The 24,417-nt window shown below is 68.8% G+C and carries 22 protein-coding genes; 9 read left to right on the forward strand and 13 right to left on the reverse strand.

What is annotated here, in order from left to right; genetic code table 11:
- Positions 1–31 precede the first annotated feature (31 nt).
- Entirely contained in the window at positions 32–361 is a 330-nt protein-coding gene (locus ACWEWT_RS05710) for a hypothetical protein (protein ID WP_452556530.1), read from the reverse strand.
- A 313-nt stretch (positions 362–674) separates the two neighbouring features.
- On the opposite strand from ACWEWT_RS05710, the gene ACWEWT_RS05715 reads away from it, so the two are divergent.
- Entirely contained in the window at positions 675–1,760 is a 1,086-nt protein-coding gene (locus ACWEWT_RS05715; protein WP_452556532.1) for a fatty acid desaturase family protein, read from the forward strand.
- 23 nt (positions 1,761–1,783) lie between these two features.
- Here the strand turns inward: ACWEWT_RS05715 and ACWEWT_RS05720 are convergent, their stop codons facing one another.
- Positions 1,784–3,004: a M20 metallopeptidase family protein gene (locus tag ACWEWT_RS05720; RefSeq protein WP_452556534.1), complete on the reverse strand. Its 1,221-nt coding sequence runs from the start codon at positions 3,002–3,004 to the stop codon at positions 1,784–1,786.
- A 50-nt stretch (positions 3,005–3,054) separates the two neighbouring features.
- Between ACWEWT_RS05720 and ACWEWT_RS05725 the strand changes: the two genes are divergently transcribed.
- Positions 3,055–3,966 carry a dihydrodipicolinate synthase family protein gene (locus ACWEWT_RS05725; protein ID WP_452556536.1) on the forward strand — a complete coding sequence of 304 codons (912 nt, stop codon included), beginning with the start codon at positions 3,055–3,057 and terminating at the stop codon, positions 3,964–3,966.
- Here the strand turns inward: ACWEWT_RS05725 and ACWEWT_RS05730 are convergent.
- From ACWEWT_RS05730 to ACWEWT_RS05745, 4 genes are read right to left on the reverse strand one after another with little or no spacing between them, the layout of a single operon-like run.
- Positions 3,942–4,844, reverse strand: a complete 903-nt coding sequence (locus ACWEWT_RS05730; protein ID WP_452556538.1) for a hypothetical protein — start codon at positions 4,842–4,844, stop codon at positions 3,942–3,944. The genes ACWEWT_RS05725 and ACWEWT_RS05730 overlap by 25 nt on opposite strands.
- 10 nt (positions 4,845–4,854) lie before the next feature.
- Positions 4,855–6,180 carry an MFS transporter gene (locus tag ACWEWT_RS05735; RefSeq protein ID WP_452556540.1) on the reverse strand — a complete coding sequence of 442 codons (1,326 nt, stop codon included), beginning with the start codon at positions 6,178–6,180 and terminating at the stop codon, positions 4,855–4,857.
- Positions 6,177–7,244, reverse strand: coding sequence for a dihydrodipicolinate synthase family protein (locus ACWEWT_RS05740; protein WP_452556542.1), 1,068 nt, complete (start codon positions 7,242–7,244; stop codon positions 6,177–6,179). The genes ACWEWT_RS05735 and ACWEWT_RS05740 overlap by 4 nt, the downstream gene beginning before the upstream one ends.
- Positions 7,244–8,269 (reverse strand): NAD-dependent epimerase/dehydratase family protein, encoded by a 1,026-nt coding sequence (locus tag ACWEWT_RS05745; RefSeq protein WP_452556544.1) that lies wholly within the window; start codon positions 8,267–8,269, stop codon positions 7,244–7,246. Before ACWEWT_RS05745 ends, ACWEWT_RS05740 begins: the two co-directional genes overlap by 1 nt.
- 89 nt (positions 8,270–8,358) lie before the next feature.
- Here ACWEWT_RS05745 and ACWEWT_RS05750 point away from each other — a divergent pair, with 89 nt between their 5' ends.
- Positions 8,359–9,714, forward strand: a complete 1,356-nt coding sequence (locus tag ACWEWT_RS05750) for an L-serine ammonia-lyase (protein WP_452556546.1) — start codon at positions 8,359–8,361, stop codon at positions 9,712–9,714.
- Positions 9,698–10,948, forward strand: coding sequence for a hypothetical protein (locus tag ACWEWT_RS05755; protein WP_452556548.1), 1,251 nt, complete (start codon positions 9,698–9,700; stop codon positions 10,946–10,948). The genes ACWEWT_RS05750 and ACWEWT_RS05755 overlap by 17 nt, the downstream gene beginning before the upstream one ends.
- 98 nt (positions 10,949–11,046) lie before the next feature.
- Here the strand turns inward: ACWEWT_RS05755 and ACWEWT_RS05760 are convergent, their stop codons facing one another.
- From ACWEWT_RS05760 to ACWEWT_RS05770, 3 genes are all read right to left on the reverse strand, one after another.
- Positions 11,047–12,279, reverse strand: coding sequence for a cytochrome P450 (locus ACWEWT_RS05760; RefSeq protein WP_452556550.1), 1,233 nt, complete (start codon positions 12,277–12,279; stop codon positions 11,047–11,049).
- Between the two features lie 96 nt (positions 12,280–12,375).
- The gene (gene ilvD, locus ACWEWT_RS05765; RefSeq protein ID WP_452557682.1) at positions 12,376–14,055 is read right to left on the reverse strand and encodes a dihydroxy-acid dehydratase; all 1,680 of its coding nucleotides are present in this window, start codon (positions 14,053–14,055) and stop codon (positions 12,376–12,378) included.
- A gap of 163 nt (positions 14,056–14,218) precedes the next feature.
- Complete coding sequence (locus tag ACWEWT_RS05770; protein ID WP_452556552.1) at positions 14,219–14,683, reverse strand: MarR family transcriptional regulator; 465 nt, start codon at positions 14,681–14,683, stop codon at positions 14,219–14,221.
- 45 nt (positions 14,684–14,728) lie between these two features.
- On the opposite strand from ACWEWT_RS05770, the gene ACWEWT_RS05775 reads away from it, so the two are divergent.
- Positions 14,729–15,595: an SDR family NAD(P)-dependent oxidoreductase gene (locus tag ACWEWT_RS05775; RefSeq protein WP_452556554.1), complete on the forward strand. Its 867-nt coding sequence runs from the start codon at positions 14,729–14,731 to the stop codon at positions 15,593–15,595.
- 25 nt (positions 15,596–15,620) lie between these two features.
- On the forward strand, positions 15,621–16,220 hold the full coding sequence (locus ACWEWT_RS05780) for a chloramphenicol phosphotransferase CPT family protein (protein WP_452556556.1): 600 nt from the start codon (positions 15,621–15,623) through the stop codon (positions 16,218–16,220).
- 19 nt (positions 16,221–16,239) lie between these two features.
- Here the strand turns inward: ACWEWT_RS05780 and ACWEWT_RS05785 are convergent, their stop codons facing one another.
- Positions 16,240–17,010: a thioesterase II family protein gene (locus tag ACWEWT_RS05785; RefSeq protein ID WP_452556558.1), complete on the reverse strand. Its 771-nt coding sequence runs from the start codon at positions 17,008–17,010 to the stop codon at positions 16,240–16,242.
- 182 nt (positions 17,011–17,192) lie between these two features.
- On the reverse strand, positions 17,193–17,744 hold the full coding sequence (locus ACWEWT_RS05790; RefSeq protein WP_452556560.1) for a YceI family protein: 552 nt from the start codon (positions 17,742–17,744) through the stop codon (positions 17,193–17,195).
- A gap of 101 nt (positions 17,745–17,845) precedes the next feature.
- Between ACWEWT_RS05790 and ACWEWT_RS05795 the strand changes: the two genes are divergently transcribed.
- Positions 17,846–18,682: a helix-turn-helix transcriptional regulator gene (locus ACWEWT_RS05795; protein WP_452556562.1), complete on the forward strand. Its 837-nt coding sequence runs from the start codon at positions 17,846–17,848 to the stop codon at positions 18,680–18,682.
- Between the two features lie 388 nt (positions 18,683–19,070).
- Positions 19,071–21,275 carry an RNA polymerase recycling motor ATPase HelR gene (helR, locus tag ACWEWT_RS05800; RefSeq protein WP_452556564.1) on the forward strand — a complete coding sequence of 735 codons (2,205 nt, stop codon included), beginning with the start codon at positions 19,071–19,073 and terminating at the stop codon, positions 21,273–21,275.
- Positions 21,276–21,293: 18 nt separating this feature from the next.
- Here helR and ACWEWT_RS05805 read toward each other — a convergent pair whose 3' ends face one another.
- Together ACWEWT_RS05805 and ACWEWT_RS05810 are read right to left on the reverse strand one after the other, a co-directional pair.
- Positions 21,294–22,112 (reverse strand): mycofactocin-coupled SDR family oxidoreductase, encoded by an 819-nt coding sequence (locus tag ACWEWT_RS05805; RefSeq protein ID WP_452556566.1) that lies wholly within the window; start codon positions 22,110–22,112, stop codon positions 21,294–21,296.
- Between the two features lie 66 nt (positions 22,113–22,178).
- Positions 22,179–23,372 carry a cytochrome P450 gene (locus ACWEWT_RS05810; protein ID WP_452556568.1) on the reverse strand — a complete coding sequence of 398 codons (1,194 nt, stop codon included), beginning with the start codon at positions 23,370–23,372 and terminating at the stop codon, positions 22,179–22,181.
- Between the two features lie 361 nt (positions 23,373–23,733).
- On the opposite strand from ACWEWT_RS05810, the gene ACWEWT_RS05815 reads away from it, so the two are divergent.
- Entirely contained in the window at positions 23,734–24,372 is a 639-nt protein-coding gene (locus ACWEWT_RS05815) for an HD domain-containing protein (RefSeq protein WP_452556570.1), read from the forward strand.
- Positions 24,373–24,417 lie beyond the last annotated feature (45 nt).

Genomic DNA, 24,417 nt, shown 5'->3' on the forward strand with positions numbered 1-24,417 from the left:
CACGCGGCCATCGATACGACGCGTCCCCGGCTCATCCGCCCCCGCCACAGCCACCGCCGCCCCCGCCACAGCCTCCGCCACCACCGCAGCCACTGTCACCACCACCACTGCAACCGCCGCTGTGGTCGCTCCCACCGCCGGAGTTTCCGAAATGCCACCCGGCCAGGCCCGCGGCACCCGCCGCGCCGGCCGACCGGGACGAGGCGCGGAGCGGAGCCCGGTCCTGCCGGACCCTGCGCACGACCGCGATGACCACCAGCACCACAGCCGCCGCGAAGAACCAGCCACCCACGATCAACCCGAACAGGTCGGTCAGGATCAGGCCGATGAGCGCGGCCGCCACAGCCGATATGAACAGCATGGTACCTCCCCGAATATTCGCTCCACCGCAGAAGAGGCTACCCCGCAACAGATCTCGGTGGATACTCTTGCACCGGTATTCCGCAGTGGCCGGCCCTCGACCGCACCGTGCGGATATCACGTCCCCCGGGCGGGATCGCTCGCTGTTCCGCCGCCCCCGGTCCACGCCGGTGCCTCCGGCGAATCGGCCCGGCCGGGCGACCGGGTATCGGGACGCAGGTAGGGTGATGCGCGAGTCGGCAAGGACGGCCGGGCCCGCGCGGCATACGGACCGTCTACCGGTGAACGACACCTGTGCACAGATCGGTGACGAAATGACGGCAAACGCCGCCACACAAGATGCTCCTGCCGACCGGATCGAGGTCTCCGGACCTCCCGCGGCTCCCGCACGCCCGGCCCGCCACAGCGACTACGCGGTGCTGTTGCGGCGGGTGCGCGACGCGGGCCTGCTGGATCGGCGCCCGTGGTACTACGTCTGGAAGGGCGGGGCCGTCCTGCTGGCACTCGCCGCCGGTTGGACCGCATTCGTACTGATCGGCGAATCGTGGTGGCAACTGGCCACCGCCGCCTTCCTGGCCGCGATGTTCGCCCAGTGCGCCTTCCTCGGCCACGATGCCGGACACCGGCAGATCGCGGGCAGCAGGCGGTCCGACTACCTGCTGGGAACGCTGTTCGGGAACCTCGCGATCGGGGTCAGCATCGGCTGGTGGACCAGCAACCACAACCGGCACCACGCGCATCCGAACACCGAGGACGCCGACCCCGACATCATGGGTGTGCTGGCACATTCGAGCGTCCGGGCCCGCGCGGGCCGCGGCCTGCGCCGGCTGATCTTCCGGTACCAGGGCTGGCTCTTCTTCCCGATGCTGCTGCTGGAGGGCGCCAGCCTGCACTATTCGAGTGTCCGGGCGATCGTGCGGCGCGATATCCCGCGACGCGGCCTCGAGGCCACCCTGCTGCTCGTGCACGCGGCCGGCTACCTCGGCATCGTCTTCCTGGTGCTCCCGCCATTGCAGGCGGTCGTATTCATCGCGGTGCAGCAGGGGCTGTTCGGGCTCTACATGGGAACCACGTTCGCACCCAACCACAAGGGTATGGCGGTGCTCCCGGCGGGCGACAATACCGACTACCTGCGCCGCCAGGTGCTCACCTCACGCAATGTCCGGGGCGGTGCCGTCGTCGATACGGCGTTCGGCGGTCTCAACTACCAGATCGAGCATCATCTGTTCCCCTCGATGCCCCGGCCCAATCTGCGCCGCGCTCAGCCGATCGTCGCGAAGTACTGCGCGGAGATCGACGTGCCCTACTGCGAGACCGGTGTGATCGACTCCTACGCACAGTCGCTGGGACATCTGCACACGGTCGGCCGGGCCGCCGCCGGAACCCCGCGCGCGGAATAACGCCGCGGGGCCGGATCGCCGAACTATGTGTGGTCGGTCCGGGCTTCGGGTGAGCGAGCCGCGAGCCGATCGAGCCGGGCGAGAGCCCATTCGGTTTCGAAGTCGATTCCCCGTTCGATCACCGCATCGTCGAAAGTGGCGTACGGGGAATGGTTCGACGGCGCGGTGGCGGGGTCGCGATCGGGCGGACAGGCACCGAGCAGTACGAAGGCGCCGGGCACCCGATCGAGGAACCACGAGAAATCCTCGGAGGCCGTGCAGGGATGCTCCATCACCTCGACCCCCCGGTCTCCGAACAGCCGCCGCGCGGTGGTGACCGCGAAATCGGCCTCGGCGTCCGCGCTGACCGTCGGGATCGCGACCTCGACCAGTTCGGCGGTCGCCTCGACCCCGTGGGTGTGGGCCACGCCATCGGCCACGCGGGCCACCAATGCTCGCAGCCGCGCCGAATCCTGTGCCGTGAACGCGCGCGCCGTACCGCTGACCTGCGCGGTATCCGGAATGACATTACCGCTGTGCCCACCGCTGATCTGCCCGACGCCGGCGACGACCGGAGTCAGCATGCCGAAGGTCCGGGTGACGGCCGTCTGGAGCGCGGAGACGAAATCCGCGGCGGCGACGATCGGATCGCGGGCCGTCTCGGGCGCCGAACCGTGCCCGCCGCTGCCCACGAACGAGACGGTGAACGTATTCGATCCCGACATCATCGGGCCGCGCCGCATCCCGAACACGCCGTGCGGCAGATTGTAGGACAAGACGTGCAGCCCCAGCGCGGCATCGACCGGGCGGCCCGCGGCCTCCAGTACACCTTCTGCCAGCATCGCCAGCGCCCCACCCCAGTTCTCCTCGCCGGGCTGGAATACGAAGACCACGTCACCGGCCAGTTCGGCCCGGCGGGCGGCGAGCCGGTGGGCGGCACCGATCAGGATGGCCATGTGCAGATCGTGACCGCAGGCGTGCATGGCCCCGTTGGTGGCGGCGTATTCCAGACCGGTCGACTCGGCGACCGGTAAGGCGTCCATATCGGACCGGATCAGGACGACCGGGCGCGGGTGGTCGGATACCCGGCCACCCCGCAGGACGGCGGTGACCGAGGTGGTGGCGGACCCCGTGGACACCTCCAGGCCGAGCCCGTCGAGGGCGCGCAGGATGCGGGCCTGGGTCCACGGTAGTACCAGGCCGACCTCCGGGTTGCGGTGCAGCTCGCGACGCAACAAGATCGGATCGGGTATCGAAACGGTCATCGGTCACTCCTGTTCGGGACGATCGGTCCGGGATGGATAGGGTTGGCGATATGGAGTGGTTCGGGAAAGCGCGCGACTGGGCCGCCGCGGCACGTGGGCGCCTGTACGCGGCGCCCGCCACGCCCTTCGATTCCGCGGGCCGGGCGCGACCCGAGTTCGCGGAGAGCTATTTCCGGGCTCTGGTGGCGGCCGGCGCCGACGGCCTGGCGATCGCCGCCCACACCGGCCGCGGCCCGCATCTGTCCGCCCCGGTGCGCGCGGAATTGATCGCCGCGGCGCGTCGGGTGGGTGCCGCGACCGTCGCCGGTGTGGTCGACACCGGCGAGGTCCGAGTGGCGGCCGAGGCCGGCGCGGAAGCGGTCCTGGTGTTCCCGGTACCGGGCGACGCCGCGGCGGTACGCGACCACCTCGATCGGCTGTGGGAGGCGGGCGGCCTGCCGTTGATCGGGTTCGACCTCTACACCGCACCCTATCCCGACGAGGTCTTCGCCGCGGTCGTCGCGCATCCGGCGGTGGCGGCGATCAAACTCGCCCGGCTGTCCGAGGCGATCGCCTGCCAGGACCGGATCGCGCTGGTCCGGGAGCACGGCAAACTCGCCGTCACCGGCGAAGACCGGATGTTCGGTGCGTCGCTCACCTGGGGCGCCGAGGCCGCGCTCGTCGGGATCGCGGCGGCCGCGGTAGGTGTCACCCGCGCGGTACTCGATACCTTCGCCGGCGACGATCTGCCCGCGTTCCGCGCGGCGACCCGGCGACTCGATACGCTGGCGGCCACGACGTTCCGGGAACCGATGGATGGTTACGTGCAGCGGATGGCCTGGATCGCCGGGGCCGAGGGACTGTTGCCCGGCGACCTGCTGACCGACCCCTACGCACCCACGCTGGCGGCCGGCGAACAGGCCCGGGTCCTGGCCGTGCACCGGGAACTGACGGCGGATCAGGCCCCGGTTCGCGCCAGCTGAGCCGCCGCCAGCGTAGTCCGCACCACGGCTCGGCTCCGGGGCCACGGCACCGGCGGCGGCGCGCCCTCCGCCATCGCCAGGACCGCCCGCAGGCAGTCGAGATAACCGAGGCTGCCGGGCGGTTCCAGCGATACCCGCCGGACCCCGGACTCGGTGTGCACCACCACCTCGTAGCATTCGCCGGTACCCGCTCCGACAATGTCCACGCTCACCGGGACGCCGCCCGCCGCGACGGCGTGTAGTGCGGCGACGTTCTCGGAAATAGTGGCACTGCCCGGAATCCGGGAGGTCACCCCGCCGAGCGGCGTGACCTCCCGGCCCAGGACGGTATCGAGCATTTCCCACGCGTGCAGTCCCATCGATACGGCGGTACCGCCGCCGGCGGCCGGATCGTCCTGCCAGCGGCGCTCGTTCGTGGTGAACGCGTCGATACCGTGCCGCACCGAGATATGCGCGGCGATCGGTTCCACCCCACCGAGTTCGGCGGCCAGCGCCCGGATACCGGGGGCGAACCTGAGTACCGAACAGGTGAGGAACCGGCCGGACCGGTCGCCCACCGCCGCGTCCAGCGCTGCCAGCGCGGCGGCATCGGCCGCCGGAACCTTGTTGAGGAAGCATGCGATACCGCGGTCGAGTACCGCCGCCACCACCGGGGCGATCCGGTGCGGTCGCGGCGTCACGATCACCACATCGGGTTCCCAGTCCAGGAGTGCGGCCAGGCTCTCGTGCGTATCCGCCTGCTGTTCCCGGACGAAGTCCGCGCGCCGGGACCGGTCGTCGGGATCCCAGACGGCCAGTTCCGTCACTCCGAGCGTGCGCGCGTTGCGCGCATCGCTGAACGGATGCGAGTGGGCCACGCCGGCGAAACCGATACGCATGCGATCTCCTTCAGTTCATCTCGACATCGCGTGTCTCCGGACTGAGCACGGCACCCACCACGACCAGCAGCCCGCCGAAGCACAGCAACGCCACCGCCGTGTACGGCAACGGCATGAAGGCCGACAGTCCGCTCTGGATATACGCGTAGAAGGCGGGGATCACCATGCCCAGCGAGTACCCGAGTCCATAGCCCGAAGCCCGGACGCCGAGCGTGAACCGCTCGGTCAGATAGGTGGTGAGACATCCCCACGGGACGCTGATGAGCACCGTCACCGAGATCAGCAGGATCAGGACGGTGCCGAATGTCCGCACATTGCCGGAGGCGATGAGCGTATACGGCACCGGCGCCACGAACAGGCACAGCAGACCACCGGCGATGAGCACCGGCCGCCGCCCCACCCGCTGCGACAACAGGCCACTGCCCATATAGACGGCCACCACGATCGCGTTCGCGATCACCAATGCCAACGTGGTGGCGTTCGGACTGAGTTCCGCTTCGCTTTTCATCAGGCCGGGCAGCACGGTGGTGAGCATGTAACTGGTGAACCACAGGCCGGTGGTCAGGACGAAAACCTGCAGGAAGTCCCGGCCGGACCGGCCCTTGAACAGTTCCAGCAGCGGAGTCTTCACCTTCTCCGACTGCTGCCATTCCTCGCTGTCCTCGACATTGCGCGCGTACCAGATCGCGAAACCGACCGACAGCACCGCACCCACGAAGAACGGGATACGCCAGCCCCACTGCACGTAGGCGGAGTCGATACCCTGCGCCGGCATGATCTGCAGCAGGCCGAGTGTGATCAGCGCGATCGAACAGTAGGCCAGGGGGAAACCGGTGGAGATGATCGCGCCGTTGAGGCCGCGCCGCTCCTTCGCGCTCTGTTCCAGGGCGGTCGGGGTGGCGGAGGTGTATTCGCCGCCGAGGAACACACCGTCGATGAACCGCAGCGCGATCAGCAGGACCACGGCGAGAATACCGATCTGCTGATAACCGGGCAGCAGACCGATCGCCATGGTCGTCACACCGAAACCGGTCACCGAGACGACCGTGATCCGGCGTCGGCCGAACTTGTCGGCCAGGTGTCCGAAGAGCATCGCGCCCAGCGGTCTGCCGATCAGTGTGGCGGCGAATACCGAACCGTTGATGAGTGCGGTGGTACTCGCGGAGACCCCGGTCGCCTGGAAGTAGGCCGAGGCGGGCGCCAGCACGATCACCGGCAGATAGATATCGAAGAGGTCGACGTAGAACCCGAGCCAGGCCCCGAACACCGCCTTCTTCGCCCGGCGGCCCTTTTCGGCACCCGGTAACGCGGGCGCCTCGACTGCGGTCGATCTCATGACATCCATCCTTCTGATCCGGCGGCGATGAAGCCGTCCTCGGCGCGCAACCATTCGTACGCTTCGGAGATTCGAGTCAGCTCCGCGGCCTGGCCGTCGGAAAGTCGTTCGTCGGGGTCCAGGCACCAGGTGCCCGCGAGCAGGCCCTGGCGGCGGAGCACCTCGTGCACCCCGGCGATCACCCCGGCGAAATCGTTACGGACATCGAACACGGCGGCGTTCGCGTCGGTGACCGCCGCCGCGAGCGACAGCGCCTCGTCACGGGCGTGCTCGTCACCCGACCACGCCTTGCCGACGATCTCGTGCAGCCGCACCGCCGACCGGGTCCAGACCGCCCAGTGACCGAGCAGGCCGCCGACGAAACGCCTGCTCACCGGACCGTCCGGGCCGGGCAGATCGTACCTGGCCAGCAGATCGCCGACGATGTTGTCGTCGTTGCCGGTGTAGAGCGCTACTTGGGCACCGCGCGCGGAGTCGACGATGCCCTGGACCAGCTCCAGTGTCCGGTACCGGTCGAACGGCGCCGCCTTCACCGCGACGGTGGATTCCTGGTCGGCGAGACGGCGCCAGTACTCCCGCGGCAGATAGCGGCCGCCGACCGCCTCCTGCAGATAGAACCCGATCACCGGCAGGACCTCGCCGACGGCGGCGGAGCGGTCGAGCAGGTAGTCGAGGTCTCGGTCGGCGAGGCCACCGGGTGAGACGAGTACCGCACCGTACCCGAGTTCACGGGCCAGTTCCGCCTCGGCCACGGCTTGGCCGGTGGGCCCGGCGACCCCGGCGATGCGCAGGAACGGCCGGTCGCCGACCCGCGCGTCGAGTTCGGCCGCGGCGAGTTCGAGGACCGGTCTCAGCAGGCCGATCTCGGGGCGGCGGATCTCGAACTGGGTGGTGTGCACGCCGACCGCGATCCCGCCGGCGCCCGCGTCGACGTAGTAGCGGGTCAGCGCACGCTGGCGGCGCTCGTCGAGCGCCCGGGTGTGGTCGAGTGCGAGCGGGTGGGCCGGGATGACGGTGCCCTGATGCAGTAGAGCGTATTCGGCTTCGGTCAGCGATCGGGACATCAGAACTTCCCGTCGCGACGCTCGAACTTGGTGGGTTTGTTCCAGAGCCGCCCGCCCGCGCCGAGCCAATCGGCCTGCATCCGGATCAGTTCGCCCAGGGTGCGGTCGGGATAGCCGAACAGGGTGTGGCACCTGCCGGCATTGCTGAGCAGACTCGTTTCCCCTTCCACACCGGTGAACACCGGTTCGATGCCGAGCGCGGCGCCGAGCTGGGTGGCGATTGCACGCACCGAGGCGGTTTCCGGGCCGGTCAGATTCAGGAGGAAGGGGTCGGTGTCGGCCTGTCCGAGCGTCCGCAGGACGACTTCGTTGGTGTAGCGCTGCCAGACCACGTTCACCGCCCCGATGGACAGGTCCACGGGTTCGCCCGCCTGTATCCGGCGGGCGATATCGGCGATGACGCCGTAGCGCGGTTCGCATGCGTAGTTCAGCCGCACCAGCGCCACCCGGGTGCCCCGGGTCCGCGCGCCGTGGGTGAAGACCTGTTCCCGGCCGCGGCAGGTGATGGCGTATTCACCGACCGGTGCGGTCTCGTCGGTCTCCACCGGACCGCCCGTCATCGGGGCGGTCAGCGGGTAGACATTACCGGTCGACAGCGCGGTGATCCGGGAGTTCGCGTAGCGGCGCGCGACATAGGCGGGCAGCACGGTATTGGTCATCCAGGCTTCGTCGGTATCGGTGGCGGTACCGAATTTCGCACCCACCAGGAAGACCACGCTGCCTGCGTCGGGAAGTGCGTCGACGGCAGCCGGATCCGATAAATCGGTCGTGACCGTATCTATTCCGGCGGTTTCGAAACGCGCCCTCGCCTCCGCGTCGGTCCAGCGCGACGCAGCCAGGACCCGCACCTCCTCGCGCCCCGCCTCGTCCAGGGCGCGGCGCGCCATGGCCGCCACTCCGGACCCGATCTTTCCGCCCGCACCCAGGATGATCACATCACCCTCCCAGGTAGCGGCTTCGGCGACCAGCCCCGCACCCGGCCGGCCGAGCTCTCGCTCGAGCTCCTTCTCATCCGCGAACATCACTCGGCCCTTTCTCGGATGGACTATTTCGGTCAGGACCGTAATAATGGGCGAGTATCCGGCAAAGCGCAATAGGAAGGAGCCACCGGACCGTGACCGTCAGCGTGTTCGACCTCTTCTCGATCGGTATCGGACCGTCGAGTTCGCATACCGTGGGACCCATGCGCGCCGCGCGGATGTTCGTCACCGAACTCGGCGCGATCGGCCGCCTCGAACGCGTCCACCGGATACGCGTCCTGCTGACCGGTTCGCTCGGCGCGACCGGTCGCGGGCACGGATCCGATACCGCGGTGATCGCCGGTCTGCACGGCGACGATCCGGAGACCGTCGATCCACGGCAACCGGCCCGCCTGCGTACGGCCGTCGCCACGACCGGACTGCTCCACCTACCCGGTGGGCACTCGATCGGATTCACCGACGCCGACCTGGTGCTCGACGGAACCATCCGCCACCCCGGCCACCCCAACGCCATGACACTCACTGCCGAATGCACCGACGGCACGCTGTTCGAACGGACCTATTTCTCGATCGGCGGCGGATTCGTCACCGAGGCAGCGGCGCCGGCACCCGCGGCGGCCGTCGCCGTACCGCACCCGTTCCGGTCCGGCGCCGAACTGTTCGCCCGGGCAGCCGAAACCGGCCTGCCCGTCAGCGATCTCGTACTCGCCAACGAGCGGGCACTGCGACCGGCAGCCGATATCGCCGCGGGCCTCGACCGGATCTGGTCGGTCATGCGCGAATGCGTGGCCACCGGTCTGCGCACCGACGGCCTGCTCCCGGGCCCGATGGCGGTCCGCAGACGTGCCCCGGATCTGCACCGCAGGCTCCGGAGCAGCGGCGCCGGTGCCGATCCCCTGCACCAGCTGGACTGGGTGAACGCCTACGCCATGGCCGTGAACGAGGAGAACGCCGCCGGGGGCCGGGTCGTCACCGCCCCCACCAACGGCGCGGCCGGGATCGTTCCCGCGGTACTGCACTACTACGACCGTTTCGTCCCGGGCGCCGACGCGGAAGGCATCCGGCGGTTCCTGCTCACCGCCGCCGCGATCGGCGCCCTGTACAAGGGCAATGCCTCCATCTCCGGCGCCGAGGTCGGCTGCCAGGGTGAGGTCGGGTCGGCGTGCTCGATGGCGGCGGGCGCCCTGTGCGAGGTCCTCGGCGGTACGCCCGCCCAGGTCGAGAACTCCGCCGAGATCGCGATGGAACACAACCTCGGACTCACCTGCGATCCGGTCGGCGGGTTCGTCCAGATCCCGTGTATCGAACGCAATGCCGTCGCGGCCGTCCAGGCCATCAATGCCGCGCGGATCGCCGCGGCCGGTGACGGAACACATCGGGTCAGCCTGGACACTGTCATCGAGACAATGCGCGAAACTGGAGCGGACATGCAGTCCAAGTACAAAGAAACATCGATGGGGGGCCTCGCCGTCAATGTCGTCGAATGCTGAGCACGCCTACCGGATCGGCGTGGTCGGACCGTCCGATCTGGTATCGCTGGTCAAACGTGTTGCCGCACTGGAGTTCACCGATCATCTCGTCGTCCCGCTGACCTACCGCAACGAGGCGCAGGCGGTGGAAGTGATCTCGGCCCGCCCCGATATCGACGCGCTGCTGTTCACCGGTGTCATCCCCTACACACTGGCCCAGACCGCGGGCGTACTCAACCGGCCCGCCGCCTATATCGACTACACCGGCGCGACTCTCTACGGCGCACTGGTGGAGCTGATGTCGGCCGGACACGACCCGGCGCGGATATCCATCGATACCCTGGCGCGCCCACTGGTGGTCGAGAGCCTGTCCCATGTCGGTATCGCCACCGCCGATATCGCCACCGCCGAATATCGCAGCGGTATCGATGTCCGGCGCTTCGCTCATTTCCACCGTGACCACGCCCGCGCCCGTCCCGGCGCGGTCGCCATCACCTGCGTCCGCTCGGTGTACGACCTCATCCGCGACGATGTCTACACGATCCGGCTGGCCCCCGCGATCGCCTCCGTGCGGACCGCGCTCGAAACGGTGACGATGGAGCTGGCGGGCCGGATCTCTTCCGACGCTCAGGTCGTCCTCGGCATGATCGAACTGCCCGAACCCGACGATCGGCTGACCGACGATATCCGCACGCTGGCCGGGAGCCTGTTCCCGACCGGACCGGCGAGCTATGTGCTGGTCAGCACCCGTGGCGTACTGGCCCAGCACACCTGCGACTGGACCGTCATGCCGCTGCTCGAACAACTCGCGCAACGGCACAACTGGGTGCGGATCGGTTTCGGTGTCGGTCGTTCGGCGGCCGATGCCGAAGCGCTGGCGCGGCGCGCCGTCGAACGATGCCGTACCGCGGGACCTTTCACCGCGATCGTTTCGGTGGGCTCCGGACGCGATTTCGTGATCACCGAAACCGATTCCGATACCGGCCGGCCCGACGAGCCGGTGAGCCTGCATGTGGCGGCCCGCCGGGCCGGGCTGTCCCGGGCGACGCTGGTCAAACTCGAGGCTGCGGTCGCCGCTCACCCCGGCGGCGAGGTCACCGCCGCGGATATCGCCGCGGCACTGGGGATCGAACCACGTTCGGCGCGAAGGACATTGAAACAACTCGAACGGTCGGGTCTGGCACAGCCGGTCGGGACCGTCGGCAGTGGCGCCGGCCGGCCGGCGGTACGCTACGCGGTCCGGCTGGAGACCTGACCGCGGGCCCGAATACACCTGGGACGCCCGACTACCGGCCGTATGCGCGCGCCACGGACCGAGTGCGACCGTGTGGCGGTAGCGGTGGCTTCCTGCCCTCAGGCAGCACGCGCTCCGGCGGCGACGGGCAGGGCGGTGAGGCCGTGCAGGGCCAGCCCTTTGCGCGGGACGGCGGGCCCGGCCTGTGCCAGTTGCGGAAAAGCACGCAGTAGGGCGGGAAAGGCGATCTGGGCTTCGAGCCGGGCCAGCGGTGCGCCCAGGCAGTAGTGCACACCACCGCCGAACGACAGCGGTGGTTCACCACCCCGGTCCAGGCGCAGCCGGTCCGGCTCCGGGAAGACCTCCGGATCGCGATTGGCCGCGCCCAGCAGTACGACGACGCGCTGCCCGGCCGGCAACATGAGACCGCCGCTGTGCAGATCCTCGGGCGCGGTCCGCGAGGTGAGCAGTTGTACCGGCGAGTCGTAGCGCAGCAGTTCCTCGGTGGCCGGACCGGCCAGTTCGGCATCCTCCCGCAGCAGCGCCGCCTGTTCCGGGTTTCCGAGCAGCGCCACCAGACCGTTGGCGAGCAGTCCGGTGGTCGTCTCGAACCCGGCGGCGAACAGCAGGGCCGCCATGGTGACGAGTTCGTCCTCGTCCAGGCGCACACCGTCGGCGGCCGGGACGACCAGGGCCGACAACAGATCGTCCTGTGGTGCGCGCCGCCGCTGCGCGGCCAATTCGCGCAGATAGCCGCCGATCTCGACGGCGGCGGTATCGGCCGCGGCGACGACCGGGCCGTCCAGCACATCGAGCACACCGGCCCAGTCCCGCACCAGCGGCTGGAATCCGAGCCGGTCGGCTTCGGGCACCCCGAGCAGCTCACCTATCACGGTGACGGGCAGCGGAAACGCGAACGCGTCGATGAAATCCACCGGACCGGAACCGGCCAGATCACCGAGCAACCGATCGACGGTCCGGGTGATCGCCCGGCGCAACCCGGCCACGCGGCGCGCGGTGAAGGCGCCGGAAACCAATCGACGCAACCGGGTGTGATCGGGCGGATTGCGCACCAGCATGCTGGTGAACATCATGCGCAGGCCCGGATGATCGCGCCAGTCCGGAAACCCGCTGACGGTGAGGCCGTGCTCCGGACGTTTAAGCAGCCGGTGATCGCGCAGCAGGGCGGAGGCCAGCCGGTAACCGCTCACCACCAGGGTCCCGTCCGGCGTGTGCGCCGCGGGACCCAGTGCGCGTAGCTCGCGGTACAGCGGATAGGGGTCGGCCTGCCCGGCCGGTGTGGTGAGCGCGGACATCAGTCCGCCCACGGTGTTCGCGGTTGTCGTCGTCATGGTCACCCCCGGTTGGTGGTGTCTCGGAGCGTCCGTGCCGAGCCTACCCCCACCGGCGGCGGCCCGCGCCCGGCCGCCGCCGAATCATCTACGGACTCAGTCGCATACGGCTCCGTAAGAGGCAGAACCCACCAGCCGCGCGTACTTGGCGAGCACTCCGCGGGTGTACCGGGGCGGTAGCGGGGACCAGCCCTCGGCACGGCGGGTGAGTTCGGCCGGATCGACCAGCAGGTCCAGGGTTCCGGCGCCGACATCGAGACGGATCCGGTCCCCGTCGAGCACGAATGCGACCGGTCCGGCGTCGACCGCCTCCGGAGCCACATGGCCCACGCACAGACCGGTGGTCCCGCCGGAGAAACGTCCATCGGTCAGCAGCAGCACATCCTTGCCGAGACCGGCGCCCTTGATCGCCGCCGTGATGGCCAGCATCTCCCGCATCCCGGGTCCGCCCTTGGGACCCTCGTACCGGATGACCACCACATCGCCCGCCGATATCGTCCCGTCCTCCAGCGCGTCCATCGCGGCCCGCTCGCCGTCGAAAACCCGGGCGGTGCCCTCGAAGACATCGGATTCGAACCCGGCGGACTTCACCACGGCACCGCCGGGCGCCAGCGACCCGTGCAGGATGGTGATCCCGCCGGTCGGGTGGATGGGCTCGGACAGGGCGCGCACGACTTTGCCGTCCGGGTCGGGCGGCGCGATATCGGCCAGGTTCTCGGCCACCGTCCGACCGGTCACAGTGAGACAGTCACCGTGCAGCAGCCCGGCGTCCAGCAGTGCCTTCATCAGGACCGGGACACCACCCACCCGGTCGATATCGGTCATCACGTGCCGGCCGAACGGTTTCACATCGGCCAGATGCGGGACGCGCCGGCCGACACGGGCGAAATCGTCCAGACTCAGCGGCACCCCGGCCTCGTGCGCGATCGCCAGCAGGTGCAGTACGGCGTTGGTGGATCCGCCGAAGGCCATCACCACCGCGATCGCGTTCTCGAACGCTTCGAGGGTGAGGATATCGGCGGTGGTGATCCCCTGCCGGATGAGTTCGACCACGGCCTGACCGCTGCGGCGCGCGTAACCGTCGCGGCGGCGATCGGTGGCCGGTGGTGCCGCGCTACCCGGCAACGACATCCCCAGCGCCTCGGCCGCGCTCGCCATGGTGTTGGCGGTGTACATACCACCGCAGGCGCCCTCGCCCGGACAGATGGCCCGTTCGATAGCGTCCACATCCGCCCGGCTCATGAGACCGCGGGAACAGGCACCCACCGCCTCGAACGCGTCGATGATGGTCACCTCGCGTTCGCTGCCGTCGGACAGTTTCGCGATACCCGGCAGAATCGAGCCGGCGTAGAGGAAGACACTCGCCAGGTTCAGCCGCGCCGCCGCCATCAGCATGCCGGGCAGGGATTTGTCGCAGCCGGCCAGCAATACCGACCCGTCCAGGCGTTCGGCCTGCATCACCGTCTCCACGCTGTCGGCGATGACCTCACGCGAGACCAGCGAGAAGTGCATTCCCTCATGGCCCATCGAGATACCGTCGGAGACCGAGATGGTGCCGAACTGCATCGGGAACCCACCCGCCGCGAACACCCCGTCCTTGCATCCGCCGGCGAGCCGGTCGAGGGACAGGTTGCACGGGGTGATCTCGTTCCACGAGGAAGCCACCCCGATCTGCGCCTTCCCCCAGTCGTCGTCGCCCATACCGACCGCGCGCAGCATGCCGCGCGCCGCCGTTTTCTCCAGCCCGTCGGTGACATCGCGGCTGCGGGGTTTCATATCGGGAACATTCGGTTCAGAAGCCACGGGGCCATCATCCTCCAACCACCCCGGAACACGACCGGACCACGCCCGGCGACCGCCGTCCTTCGCTCGCGGGCAGGTACCGCGACGTGCCCACCGGCCCGCTGGTGGCGACCGGCCCATCCGGAGGATTCGGGTATCACCCGCCGCTGTCGCGGGTCTCCGGGCGGGCGCCCGGACCGGTCGTACCGAGCAGCCCCTCCAGTTCGTCGAGCAGTTCGACGACCCGGGCCCGTCGTTCCGGCGTCAGATGCGGGAGTTCACTGCCCAGCGCGAGGTCGATCGGCGCCCGCCCGCGCGCGCGGAAGATCTCTTCGGCGACGCCGGGTTCGACAGTTGTCAGTACGCGGCGGCCGTCGGCCGGGTCGGGCGCGGTCGTCAGCAGGCCCTGCTCGCGGAATCGGGCGACGATGCGCGATACGAGGCTCTGCGTAATGGCCGTCCGCTCGGTGATATCGCGGATCGACGATCCCGGATGCAACGCGACATCCTCGAGCACGGCGTATTCACTCGGCGGTATCCGCCGTCGGCCCGTGTTACCGGTCGCGACGAACGCGATCGCCCGCAGCCGCCGGGCGACCAGGTGCAGGCTCGCAGCATCCATCACGGCAATATACATCGCAAGTCATATAACTTATGATCCATCACTATGCATGGAATATCTCGTCTGTTCTACGAGATCGGCCACGGACTGGACACCCATATCGGGCTCCCCCGCCTCCGCCGCCGGCCCGCACTCACCGAAGTGGTGGGCGGGCGGACCGTACTGGTCACCGGAGCGTCTTCGGGGATCGGCCGCGCGACAGCGGTCCGTATCGGCGCGGCGGGCGCCCGGGTGGCACTCGTCGCCCGGCGCGAAGAAGAACTGCATCGCCTGGCCGCGGAGATCCGGGCGGACGGCGGTACGGCCACCGTGCACGCGTGCGATCTGAACGATTTCGACGCACTCGACGCGGCGGTCGCCGAGATCCTGGCCGAACACGGCGGCGTGGACATCCTGATCAACAACGCGGGACGGTCCATCAGGCGCCGGCTCGACGAATCCTATGACCGGTTCCACGATTTCGAGCGCACCATGCGACTGAACTATTTCGCGGCACTGCGGCTGATGCTCGCCGTTCTCCCGGGGATGCGCGAGCGACGGTCGGGACATATCGTCAACATTCTGTCGGTGGCGAACCTGTTCGGCGGTCCGGGGTACAGCGCCTATATCGCCTCGAAGGCGGCGCTGGATTCGCTCGGCGCCAGCCTGCACGCCGAAACCCTCTCCGACGATGTGCATTTCAGTTCGGTGTACATGCCGCTGGTGCGCACCCCGATGCTCGCGCCGAATGCGCGCTACCGCGATACCGCGGCCCTGACGCCGGAGCAGGGTGCGCAGATCATCTGCCGCACCCTCACCGACCGTCCCCCGCAGGTCGGGCCGCTGTTGGGCCGGATGGCAGCGCTGCTGGATACCGTTCTCCCGGAACGCGCGCTGGCCGGACGCAGCGAACGGTTCACCCGCGGAATGTGACCGGGCGCGCCGCTACCGTGGGCCGATGCAGAACACCGTGGCACCGGCCCGGGTCATCTTCCTCAACGGGACCTCCAGCGCCGGTAAGACGACCCTGGCCCGTGCCGTCCAGGACGAGAGCGATACTCCGTTCGTCTACTGGGGAATCGACACGCTGTTCGGGCTCGTACCGCCGAACTGGGGCGGTGGGCGAGACGGTCCACGCAGCCGGGAGGGGTTCTGGTACGACCGGACCGGCCACGACAGGGCCGGCCGGCCACTGGTGGTGATCCGTTACGGCCCGACCGGACGGCGGATGTTGCGGTCGGCCTGTACCGCGGCTGCCGCGTTCGCCCGCGGCGGTGATCATCTGGTGGTCGACGAGATGCTGCTGACCCCGGACCTCTTGCCGATATGGCTGGATGCGCTGGCCGGGCTGGATATTCAGCTCGTCCGCGTCATATGCCCGCTCGCTGTCGCCGAACAGCGGGAACGGGATCGCGGACACCCGATCGGCTTGGCACGCGGACACCTGCGCACGGTCCACGACCACGGCCGCCCCTACGACACGATGGTCGATACCACCACCGGCAGTCCCGCCGAACTGGCCCGGGCCGTATTGCGACGCGAGCGAACTGTGCTCTGACAGCACCGAAGCCGCCGGGTCAGGACCTGGTGTCGCCACTCGGCCCGAAAGCCGTCGTGATGAGATCCGCGATCTCGCGGGATCGCTCGTCGAGATAGAAATGACCGCCGGGAAACAGGCTCGTCGCGAAACCACCGGTCGTATGGTCCCGCCATCTCTCCAGTTGTTCGGGCGTGGTCGTCGGATCGGACCGCCCGAGCAGCGCGTGGATATCGCAGCGCAGCCGGGCTCCGGCGGCGTACCGGTAGGTCTCCACCGCCCGGTAATCGTTGCGCACCGCGGGAAGTACCATCTCGGCGAGCTCGGGGCTCTCACGCAGCACACGGACGGACGAAGGATCGTTGGCGAGCCGCTCCAGATCGGTGATCAGACCGGCGTCGGGGCCGCGGTGCAGCGTGCCCTGATCGACGAACGCCGGGTCCGGACGGCCCGATACGAACAGGGCCGCGACGGTTCGCCCGCGCCGTTCGAGCCGCCGGGCGGTCTCGAACGCGACGGTCGCGCCCATACTGTGACCGAAGAGCACCGGGTTCCCGGGGATCTCGTCGTCGATCGACCCGGCGATGTGATCGGCCAGGCCGGTGACCGAGGAGACGAATTCCGAACCGATCCGATCGTGCCGGCCGGGGTACTGGACCGCGTACACCGCGGGGCCGGGGCCGAAGCTCGCGGCGAGACCGCGGTAGCTCTGGGCCGAGCCGCCGCCCGGCGGGCAGCACACCAGCACCCGGTCACCGCCGTCCCCGGCCTTCAGCTCGCGCAACCAGCGGGACCCGTCTCGGTTCGGCACCGATATCTCCCTCTCCGCTCCACGACGACGCGACTGCTCGTCGGTCCGGCCGGGCGCCCGCCGCCCACCGGGAAAGAAGCGAGCATAGCCGCCGGGACGTATGGGCATCCCACGGTGCGGAGTTCGGCGGCGGGCCGCGGCGTAGTGCGCCCGGCCCGCCGGCTACACCGATACCGGACGGCCTACCGGGGTTCGATGAGCTGGATCTCCAGTTCGATCTTCACGGCATCGCTCAGCATCCCGGGCAACGGACCCCCGACACCGAACTCGGTGCGTTTGATGGTGCCGGTCGCCGAGAATCCGGCATGCCGTTCACCACCGGGCCCGAAATCGCCGATCCCGCCCCACTCGGCATCGAGCGCGACCGGCCGGGTGACTCCGCCCAGGGTGGCCTCGCCCGCCACCGTGAACGAATCCGCGACGCGGACCGGTTCGAGCGCACGGAAGGTCAGGGTCGGGCGGTTGGCGACGTCGAGGAAGTCGGCAGTACGGATATGTGCGTCGCGGTCGGGGTTGCCGGTGTCGAACGAGTCGAGGTGGACGGCCGCGCCGATGGTGGCGGCGCCGGATTCGTCGACCACGAATTCGGTCTCGAATCGGGTGAATCCGCCGCGTACCTTGGCGATGCCGAGGTGGCGGACGGTGAACGCGACCGAGGAGTGCGCGGTGTCGAGCGCCCAGGCACCAGGGCGCAGGGTGGTGGCGGAGCCAGTGGTTTCCGGTGGTGTTGTCATGTCTTCGACCATCGCGAGCCCGGGAACCGTTTACCAGACCCCCGTTATCCTGGACCTGACAAGGCGCGGCTGCGCGGGCCGGAACAGGGCACGATGGTCGTATGGCCCGTAGCGCATTCGCGGAGTTCCTGGTCAGACGCCGCGCCGAACTCCGACCCGGCGATATCGGACTACCCGCGGGCGGCCGCCGCCGCACCCCGGGGTTACGGCGTGAAGAGGTCGCCGTACGCGCGGGGGTCAGCGCCGACTACCTGGCCCGGCTCGAACAGGGCCGCGATACCAATCCCTCGATCGCGGTGGTGGAAGCGCTGGCCACGGCGCTGTTGCTGGACGAACGGGAACGCAGCACCTTCGGCTGGCTCGCGCTGACCAGTACCCACGAGGCCAGATGTCCGGAGCCGGCCGACGAACCCGAACAGGTTCCCGAGACGATCGAGGCAGTACTGCGGGCACTGGCACCCACCTCGGCGTTCGTACTGGGCAGACGCCTGAACGTACTGGGCTGGAATATGGCCTGGGAGGATTTCGCCACCCCGCTGGGTCTCCTGGACAACCGGGACGAGGTGAATCTCGCACGCTACGTCTACCAGCATCCGATGGCACGGAAGGTGCTGCGCAACTGGACCGAGGCCGCCGATACCTTCGCCGAGACGCTGCGCCGCGCGAGTCTGCGCTGGCCCGGCGACGCCGGTCTGCGGGAGACGATCGACAGGTTGCACAAGACTCCCGAGTTCGCGACTCGCTGGCATCCGGAGGGGCCCGGACGCCCGATGACGCAGACGCTGCGTTTCGATCATCCGGGCCTGGGCGCGGTCGATGTTCCGTTCGAGAGTCTGGAGAGCGGCCGGGAACAGAGTGTGGTGGTGTGGCTGGTCGCCCGCGCCCCCGAATCCGCTCAGTCGCTGCGGCTGGTACCCCCGCGCGCCGCCGGGCAGTGATCTTCCGCACCGAGGAGGACACGACGTCGAGGTGATCGGGCCTGGGCTCGAGCGCACGGACCGATACGCGGTGCGGCCGCGGTCCCCTGTCGGTCGACGCCGACGTGGTGGTTCGGCACGAGCACCGATAGCCGGAAATACGCGCTGACCAGTGCATCGATAAAAATCCCGGAGGGGGTGGGTGCGCTGGGATTCGAAGCCGTATCCGGCGAAACGGGGTCGGCCACTCGAGAGCAAAGGACTTTTCCAGTCCCTTCCATGATCAATATATAGCGGACCCCGGGCCTTGCGGCAAGGCCCGGGTCGTACCGCAGAATCGTCCAGCGCGCAGCCGGAAACCCAGGGCCGGCCGGGCCAGGGCAGCGATCGTCGAACGAAATGAGGGCTTATGTCGGAGCAGGGGTACGAAGACGAGCTGCGGTCCGAACGCGACTATGTGGACGGCCTCTATGCGCGGCTGGATGCCGAACGCACACTGGCGATGGGGAAGTACCGCACCGCACTGCGTGGGAGCGGCGCCACGCTGCTGGAACGTGATGCCGAGGTGCGGTCCCTGGCCAGAGAAGTGAAGCGGCTGGACGTGGCGGACAACAAACTGTGTTTCGGCCGGTTGGATTCCGAAACAGGTGAGATCTCCTATATCGGGCGCATCGGTCTTTTCGACGAAGCGAACGAATACGAACCTGTGTTGCTCGATTGGCGGGCCCCGGCCGCGCGGGCGTTCTATACCGCTACCGCCGCCAGTCCGGAGAATATGCGCCGCCGCCGTCAGTTCCACTCCCGCGGACGCCGGGTGGTCGAGTTCACCGACGAGGTGCTGGGTCGGCCGGGTGGTGACGAGCGCGGCGATGCCGCACTGCTCGCGGCGGTCGCCGCGCCGCGCGGCGAGGGGATGCGCGATATCGTCGCCACGATCCAGGCCGAGCAGGACGAGATCATCCGGCTCGAGCATCCCGGAGTGCTGGTGATCGAGGGCGGCCCGGGTACCGGGAAAACAGTGGTGGCGCTGCACCGAGTGGCGTATCTGCTCTACACCCAGCGGGAGCGGATCGAACGGCACGGCGTGCTCGTGGTCGGCCCGAACACCGCCTTCCTGAACCATATCGGCCGGGTACTCCCCTCCCTCGGCGAATCCGATGTGGTCTTCATGACCACCGGTGATCTCGTACCCGGTCTGCGGGTGACGGCCGAGGACGTACCCGAGGCGGCGCGGTTCAAGGGCTCACTGCGGATCCTGGACGTTCTCGCGGCGGCGATCAGGGACCGGCAGCGCCTGCCGGAGCAGCCGCTATCGATCGAACTCGCGGATATCACCGTGCGGATCGACGCCGCAACCGCCGAATGGGCCCGCGAGGAGGCGCGCGGAAGCGGGCTGCCGCACAACGAGGCCCGGACGGTGTTCCGCGAGATCGTCACCTATGTCCTCACCGAACGAGCGATCGCCCGGATCGGCCGGGGCTGGATCACGCGCGCGGACAAGGAGGCGTGGGAGGATCTGCGCACGGATCTGCTCGCCGAACTCGCGGAGAACACCGAGTTCACCGGCGCGCTGGAACTGCTCTGGCCGATCCTCACGCCCGAGGGTGTGCTGGCGTCGCTGTACACCTCTCCCGAACGGCTCCGGGCGGCGGGCGCCGACCAGGTGTTGTTCCGCGCCGACGGTACGGCCTGGACCGTCTCGGATGTGCCGCTGCTCGACGAACTGGTCGATCTGCTCGGAGGTGGTGATCAGACCGAGGAGATCGCCGCACGGGAACGCCGGGCCGAAGCCGAATACGCGGCAGGCGTACTGGACATCATGGTCGACCGCGCCGATATGATGGACGACGAGGACCATCTGTTCGCCCAGGATCTCCTCTACGCCGAGGATCTGGCCGATCGATTCGTCGAACGCGATACCCGCGAACTCGTCGAACGCGCCGCCGCCGATCGGAACTGGACCTACCGGCATGTGGCGGTGGACGAAGCTCAGGAACTGTCCGAAATGGACTGGCGCGTACTGATGCGGCGCTGTCCGGGCCGATCGTTCACCATCGTCGGCGATCTCGCGCAACGGCGGTCGGCGGCCGGTGCGCGGTCGTGGGATTCGGTACTGCGACCGTATGTACCGGGCCGCTGGGCGTACCGGTCGCTGACGGTGAACTATCGCACCCCCGCGGAGATCATGACGGTCGCGGCCGCGGTCCTGGCCGAATTCGCGCCCGATGCCCGGCCACCGGAATCGGTCCGGGCCTGCGGTGTCCGGCCGTGGTCCAGGCAGGTCACCGGCGACGAACTACCCGCCGCCGTAGCGGAGTTCGTCCACGCCGAGGCCGGTCGTCCGGGCACCGGTATCGTCATCGGCCCGCCGGATGTTCCCGGTGCGGTCCCCGCGTCCGAGACCAAGGGCCTGGAGTTCGACGCCGTCCTGGTGGTGGAACCGGAGCGGATCCTCGCCGACGGCCCGCGGGGCGCGGCCGAACTGTATGTCGCGCTCACCCGGGCCACCCAGCGCCTCGGCGTGCTGCACCGGCAGCCGCTGCCCACCGCGCTGAACGGGCTCACCGATTCCGCGGTACCGGCTCCGGCCGCGGCCCAGCCTATCGCGCGGTGATCACGAGGCGCGGCGGTTCTATCGCTTGTTCAGCTGACCCGCGTCGACAGGAACGACGGTACCGGTGACGTAGCGGGCGTCGTCGGAGACCAGCCAGGCGATCGCGTTGGACACGTCCAGCGGTTCCACCAGGTCGACGGGCATCGCGTTGGACAGCGCCCGTGCCAGTTCCGGGGCGTGCTCCATGATCGCCTGTAGGTTCCCGTCCCCGGCCATCGGGGTGCGGACGGCGGTCGGGGCGACGCTGTTGACCCGGATATTGTGTGGCGCCAGGAAGTTCGCCCACGACCGCATCAATCCGATGACTCCGTGTTTGGCCGCGGTATAGCCGAGGAATCCGGCGGTCGGGATACCGACGCCCATGAGGCCGCCGGTCGAACTGGTCAGCACGATCGAACCGCCGCGACCGTGTTCGAGCATCGACGGGATCGCGACGCGGCCGGTGTTCCATACGCCTTTCAGGTTGACGCCGACGACCTCGTCCCATTCCTGATCCTCGGATGCCACCGCGCCGCCCGCGCCGATTCCGGCATTGGCCAGGACGATATCGACCGGACCCAGTTCGGCACGGCCGTCGTCGAACGCCTGCTTCAGTGCTGTCGCATCCCGGACATCGGCCTGCCGGGCGACGATACGCCTGCCCAATTCCTCCACCGCGCGGACGGTCTGCTCGAGTTCGGCCGCCGTCCCCATCGGATACTGCACGGATCCGAGCTGCTCGCAGATATCCACCGCGATCACATCGGCGCCCTCCTGCGCCAGCCGGACAGCGTGGCTGCGGCCCTGGCCGCGGGCGGCGCCGGTGACGAAAGCGACTCGGCCGTCGAGCTTTCCCATGATCTCTCCTCGGAACATCGTGGACTGCGTGGGTGGACGGGAATGTCGGATCGGCGGCGGTAGCGCCTAGTTCACCGTGACCGGGAGTGTTTCCCAGCCGCGCATGGTCGAGGTCGAGGACAGCTCCAGTGCGTCCCAGTCGACCTCCCACCGCGGGAAGTACCGCAGGAACTCCTCCAGTGCGACTCTGGCTTCGAGCCGGGCCAGGGACGCGCCCAGGCAGTAGTGAGTGCCGAACCCGAAGGTCCGCAGATTGCTCATGCGGCGATGGATATCGAAGCTGTCGGGGTCCGGCCAGCGGTCGGCGTCCCGGTTCGCCGAGGCGACGAGCAGCATCATCGCGCTGCCCGCGGGCACCGTGGTGCCGTGGAGTTCGATATCGGCGGTGACGTAGCGGGCGATGGCGTGACCGGTCGGCTCGAACCGCAGAGTCTCCTCGATCGCGCCGGGGATCAGGCTCGGGTCCGCGACGAGTTCGGCACGTTGACGGGGATGCCGGGCCAGTACCGAACCCAGCCAGCCGATCAGCCGGGCGGTGGTCTCGTTACCGGCACCCGCGACGACCGACACATAGGTCAGGATCTCTTCGCGCGTGAGGGTTCGTGTCACACCCCGGGTGTCCACGAACTCGGCATGTAGTAGTTCTGTCATCAGATCGTCGGAGGGATGGTCGGCTCGCCAGTCGATGTACTCCGCGAAATGGTCCGCGTGCGGAATCGCCCTGTCGGATACCTGCATCTGCTGTCCGGGCTCGGTTCGCAGGTGGGCGTCCGCGCGATCGCGCACGGCCTGCTGATCAGCTTCGGGAATACCCAGCAGCATCCCGATCACCCGCATCGGCACCTCGTTGGCGAACTCGCTCATGAGGTCGAATCGGCGGGCGCCGGCCAGCCGGTCGAGCGAGCGGACGCACAGTGCCCGGATCCGCGGTTCCAGCGAAAGGACCCGCCGGGGTGTGAACACCCGCGCCAGCAGTGCGCGATGGATGTCGTGCGCCGGTGGGTCCTCCATCAGCAGCGTCCCCGGCGGGATCTCGATACCCGCCTTGATGATCTCCAGGATCGGGCCGCGGGCGGACGAGAATGCCTGCCAGTCCAGTAGCGCCCGGTCGATATCGTCGTACCGGCTCAGCGCGTAGAAATCGTGCCGGTCGTTGTAATAGAGCGGCGATTCGGTGCGCAGCCGCCGGTAGATCGGATAGGGGTCGCGGGCTATCGCGCGGTCGAAGGGATCCCAGTAGACGGGGTCGTCGTCACGCACGGGCGAACTCCTTCGATCGCTGCGGTCCCCGCCGAGTCCGCCTGCCGCCCTTCCGGACGGACGGCCGGCGCCGCCTGCCGATAATACCGTTTCCCTATTTCGGAATCTTTATTACGAGCAAACGAACATGCGATTCTCATTCGGCATCACTCCGCCTCGTGCGGTGCCGGCTTTCCCTCGCCCGCCTCCCGGCCTATGCTCGGACCGGACGCGCTCCGACCCGTCCACCAGCACTTTCGGCATTTCCGGCAGTCCATGCCCCACCCGCTCCCGCACCCACGCGGCCGGAGCAACGCGATACGGGCACCTCCCGCTGTATCGAGCCGCCGGCAGCAGCGATATCCGCACAGGAGGGATCGGCATGACCGAGTTCATCGCAGGAGTCGCGATTCCCGGCGGCCACCTGGCCGCGGAGGCCACCGAACTGGTCCGCGACAGCGCACCGCCATTGCTCTTCCACCACTCCCGGCGGGTCTACCTGTTCGGGATGCTGCACGGGCGGCGGCGCGGGCTCGAACCCGACCCCGAACTGCTCTACGTCGGCGCGCTCTTCCACGATCTCGGCCTCACCGACACCTACCGCAGCACCGACCAGCGGTTCGAGGTCGACGGCGCCGACGAAGCCCGCCGGTTCCTCACCGAGCACGGTATCGACACGGCCGCGGCGCAGCGGGTGTGGACGTCCATCGCCCTGCACACGACGCCCGGCATCCCCGAACATATGGAACCCGAGATCGCACTGGTGGCAGCCGGTGTGGAAACAGATGTGCTCGGCATCGGCTATCACGATCTGGACCCCGCCGATATCCGGGCGGTCGTCGCGGCCCATCCGCGACCGGACTTCAAGAAACAGATCCTGGCCGCCTTCGCGCACGGTTTCGGCGATCGACCCGAAACCACCTTCGGCACCGTCAATGCCGATGTACTCGTCCATTTCCAGCCCGATTTCACCCGCACGGACTTCGTCGACGTCATCGAATCCGGTCCGTGGCCCGAATAGTCGACCGCTCACTCGCCGGCGGTGCGGCACACGACCGGTCCACCG

The organism is Nocardia sp. NPDC003963, from assembly GCF_053605105.1.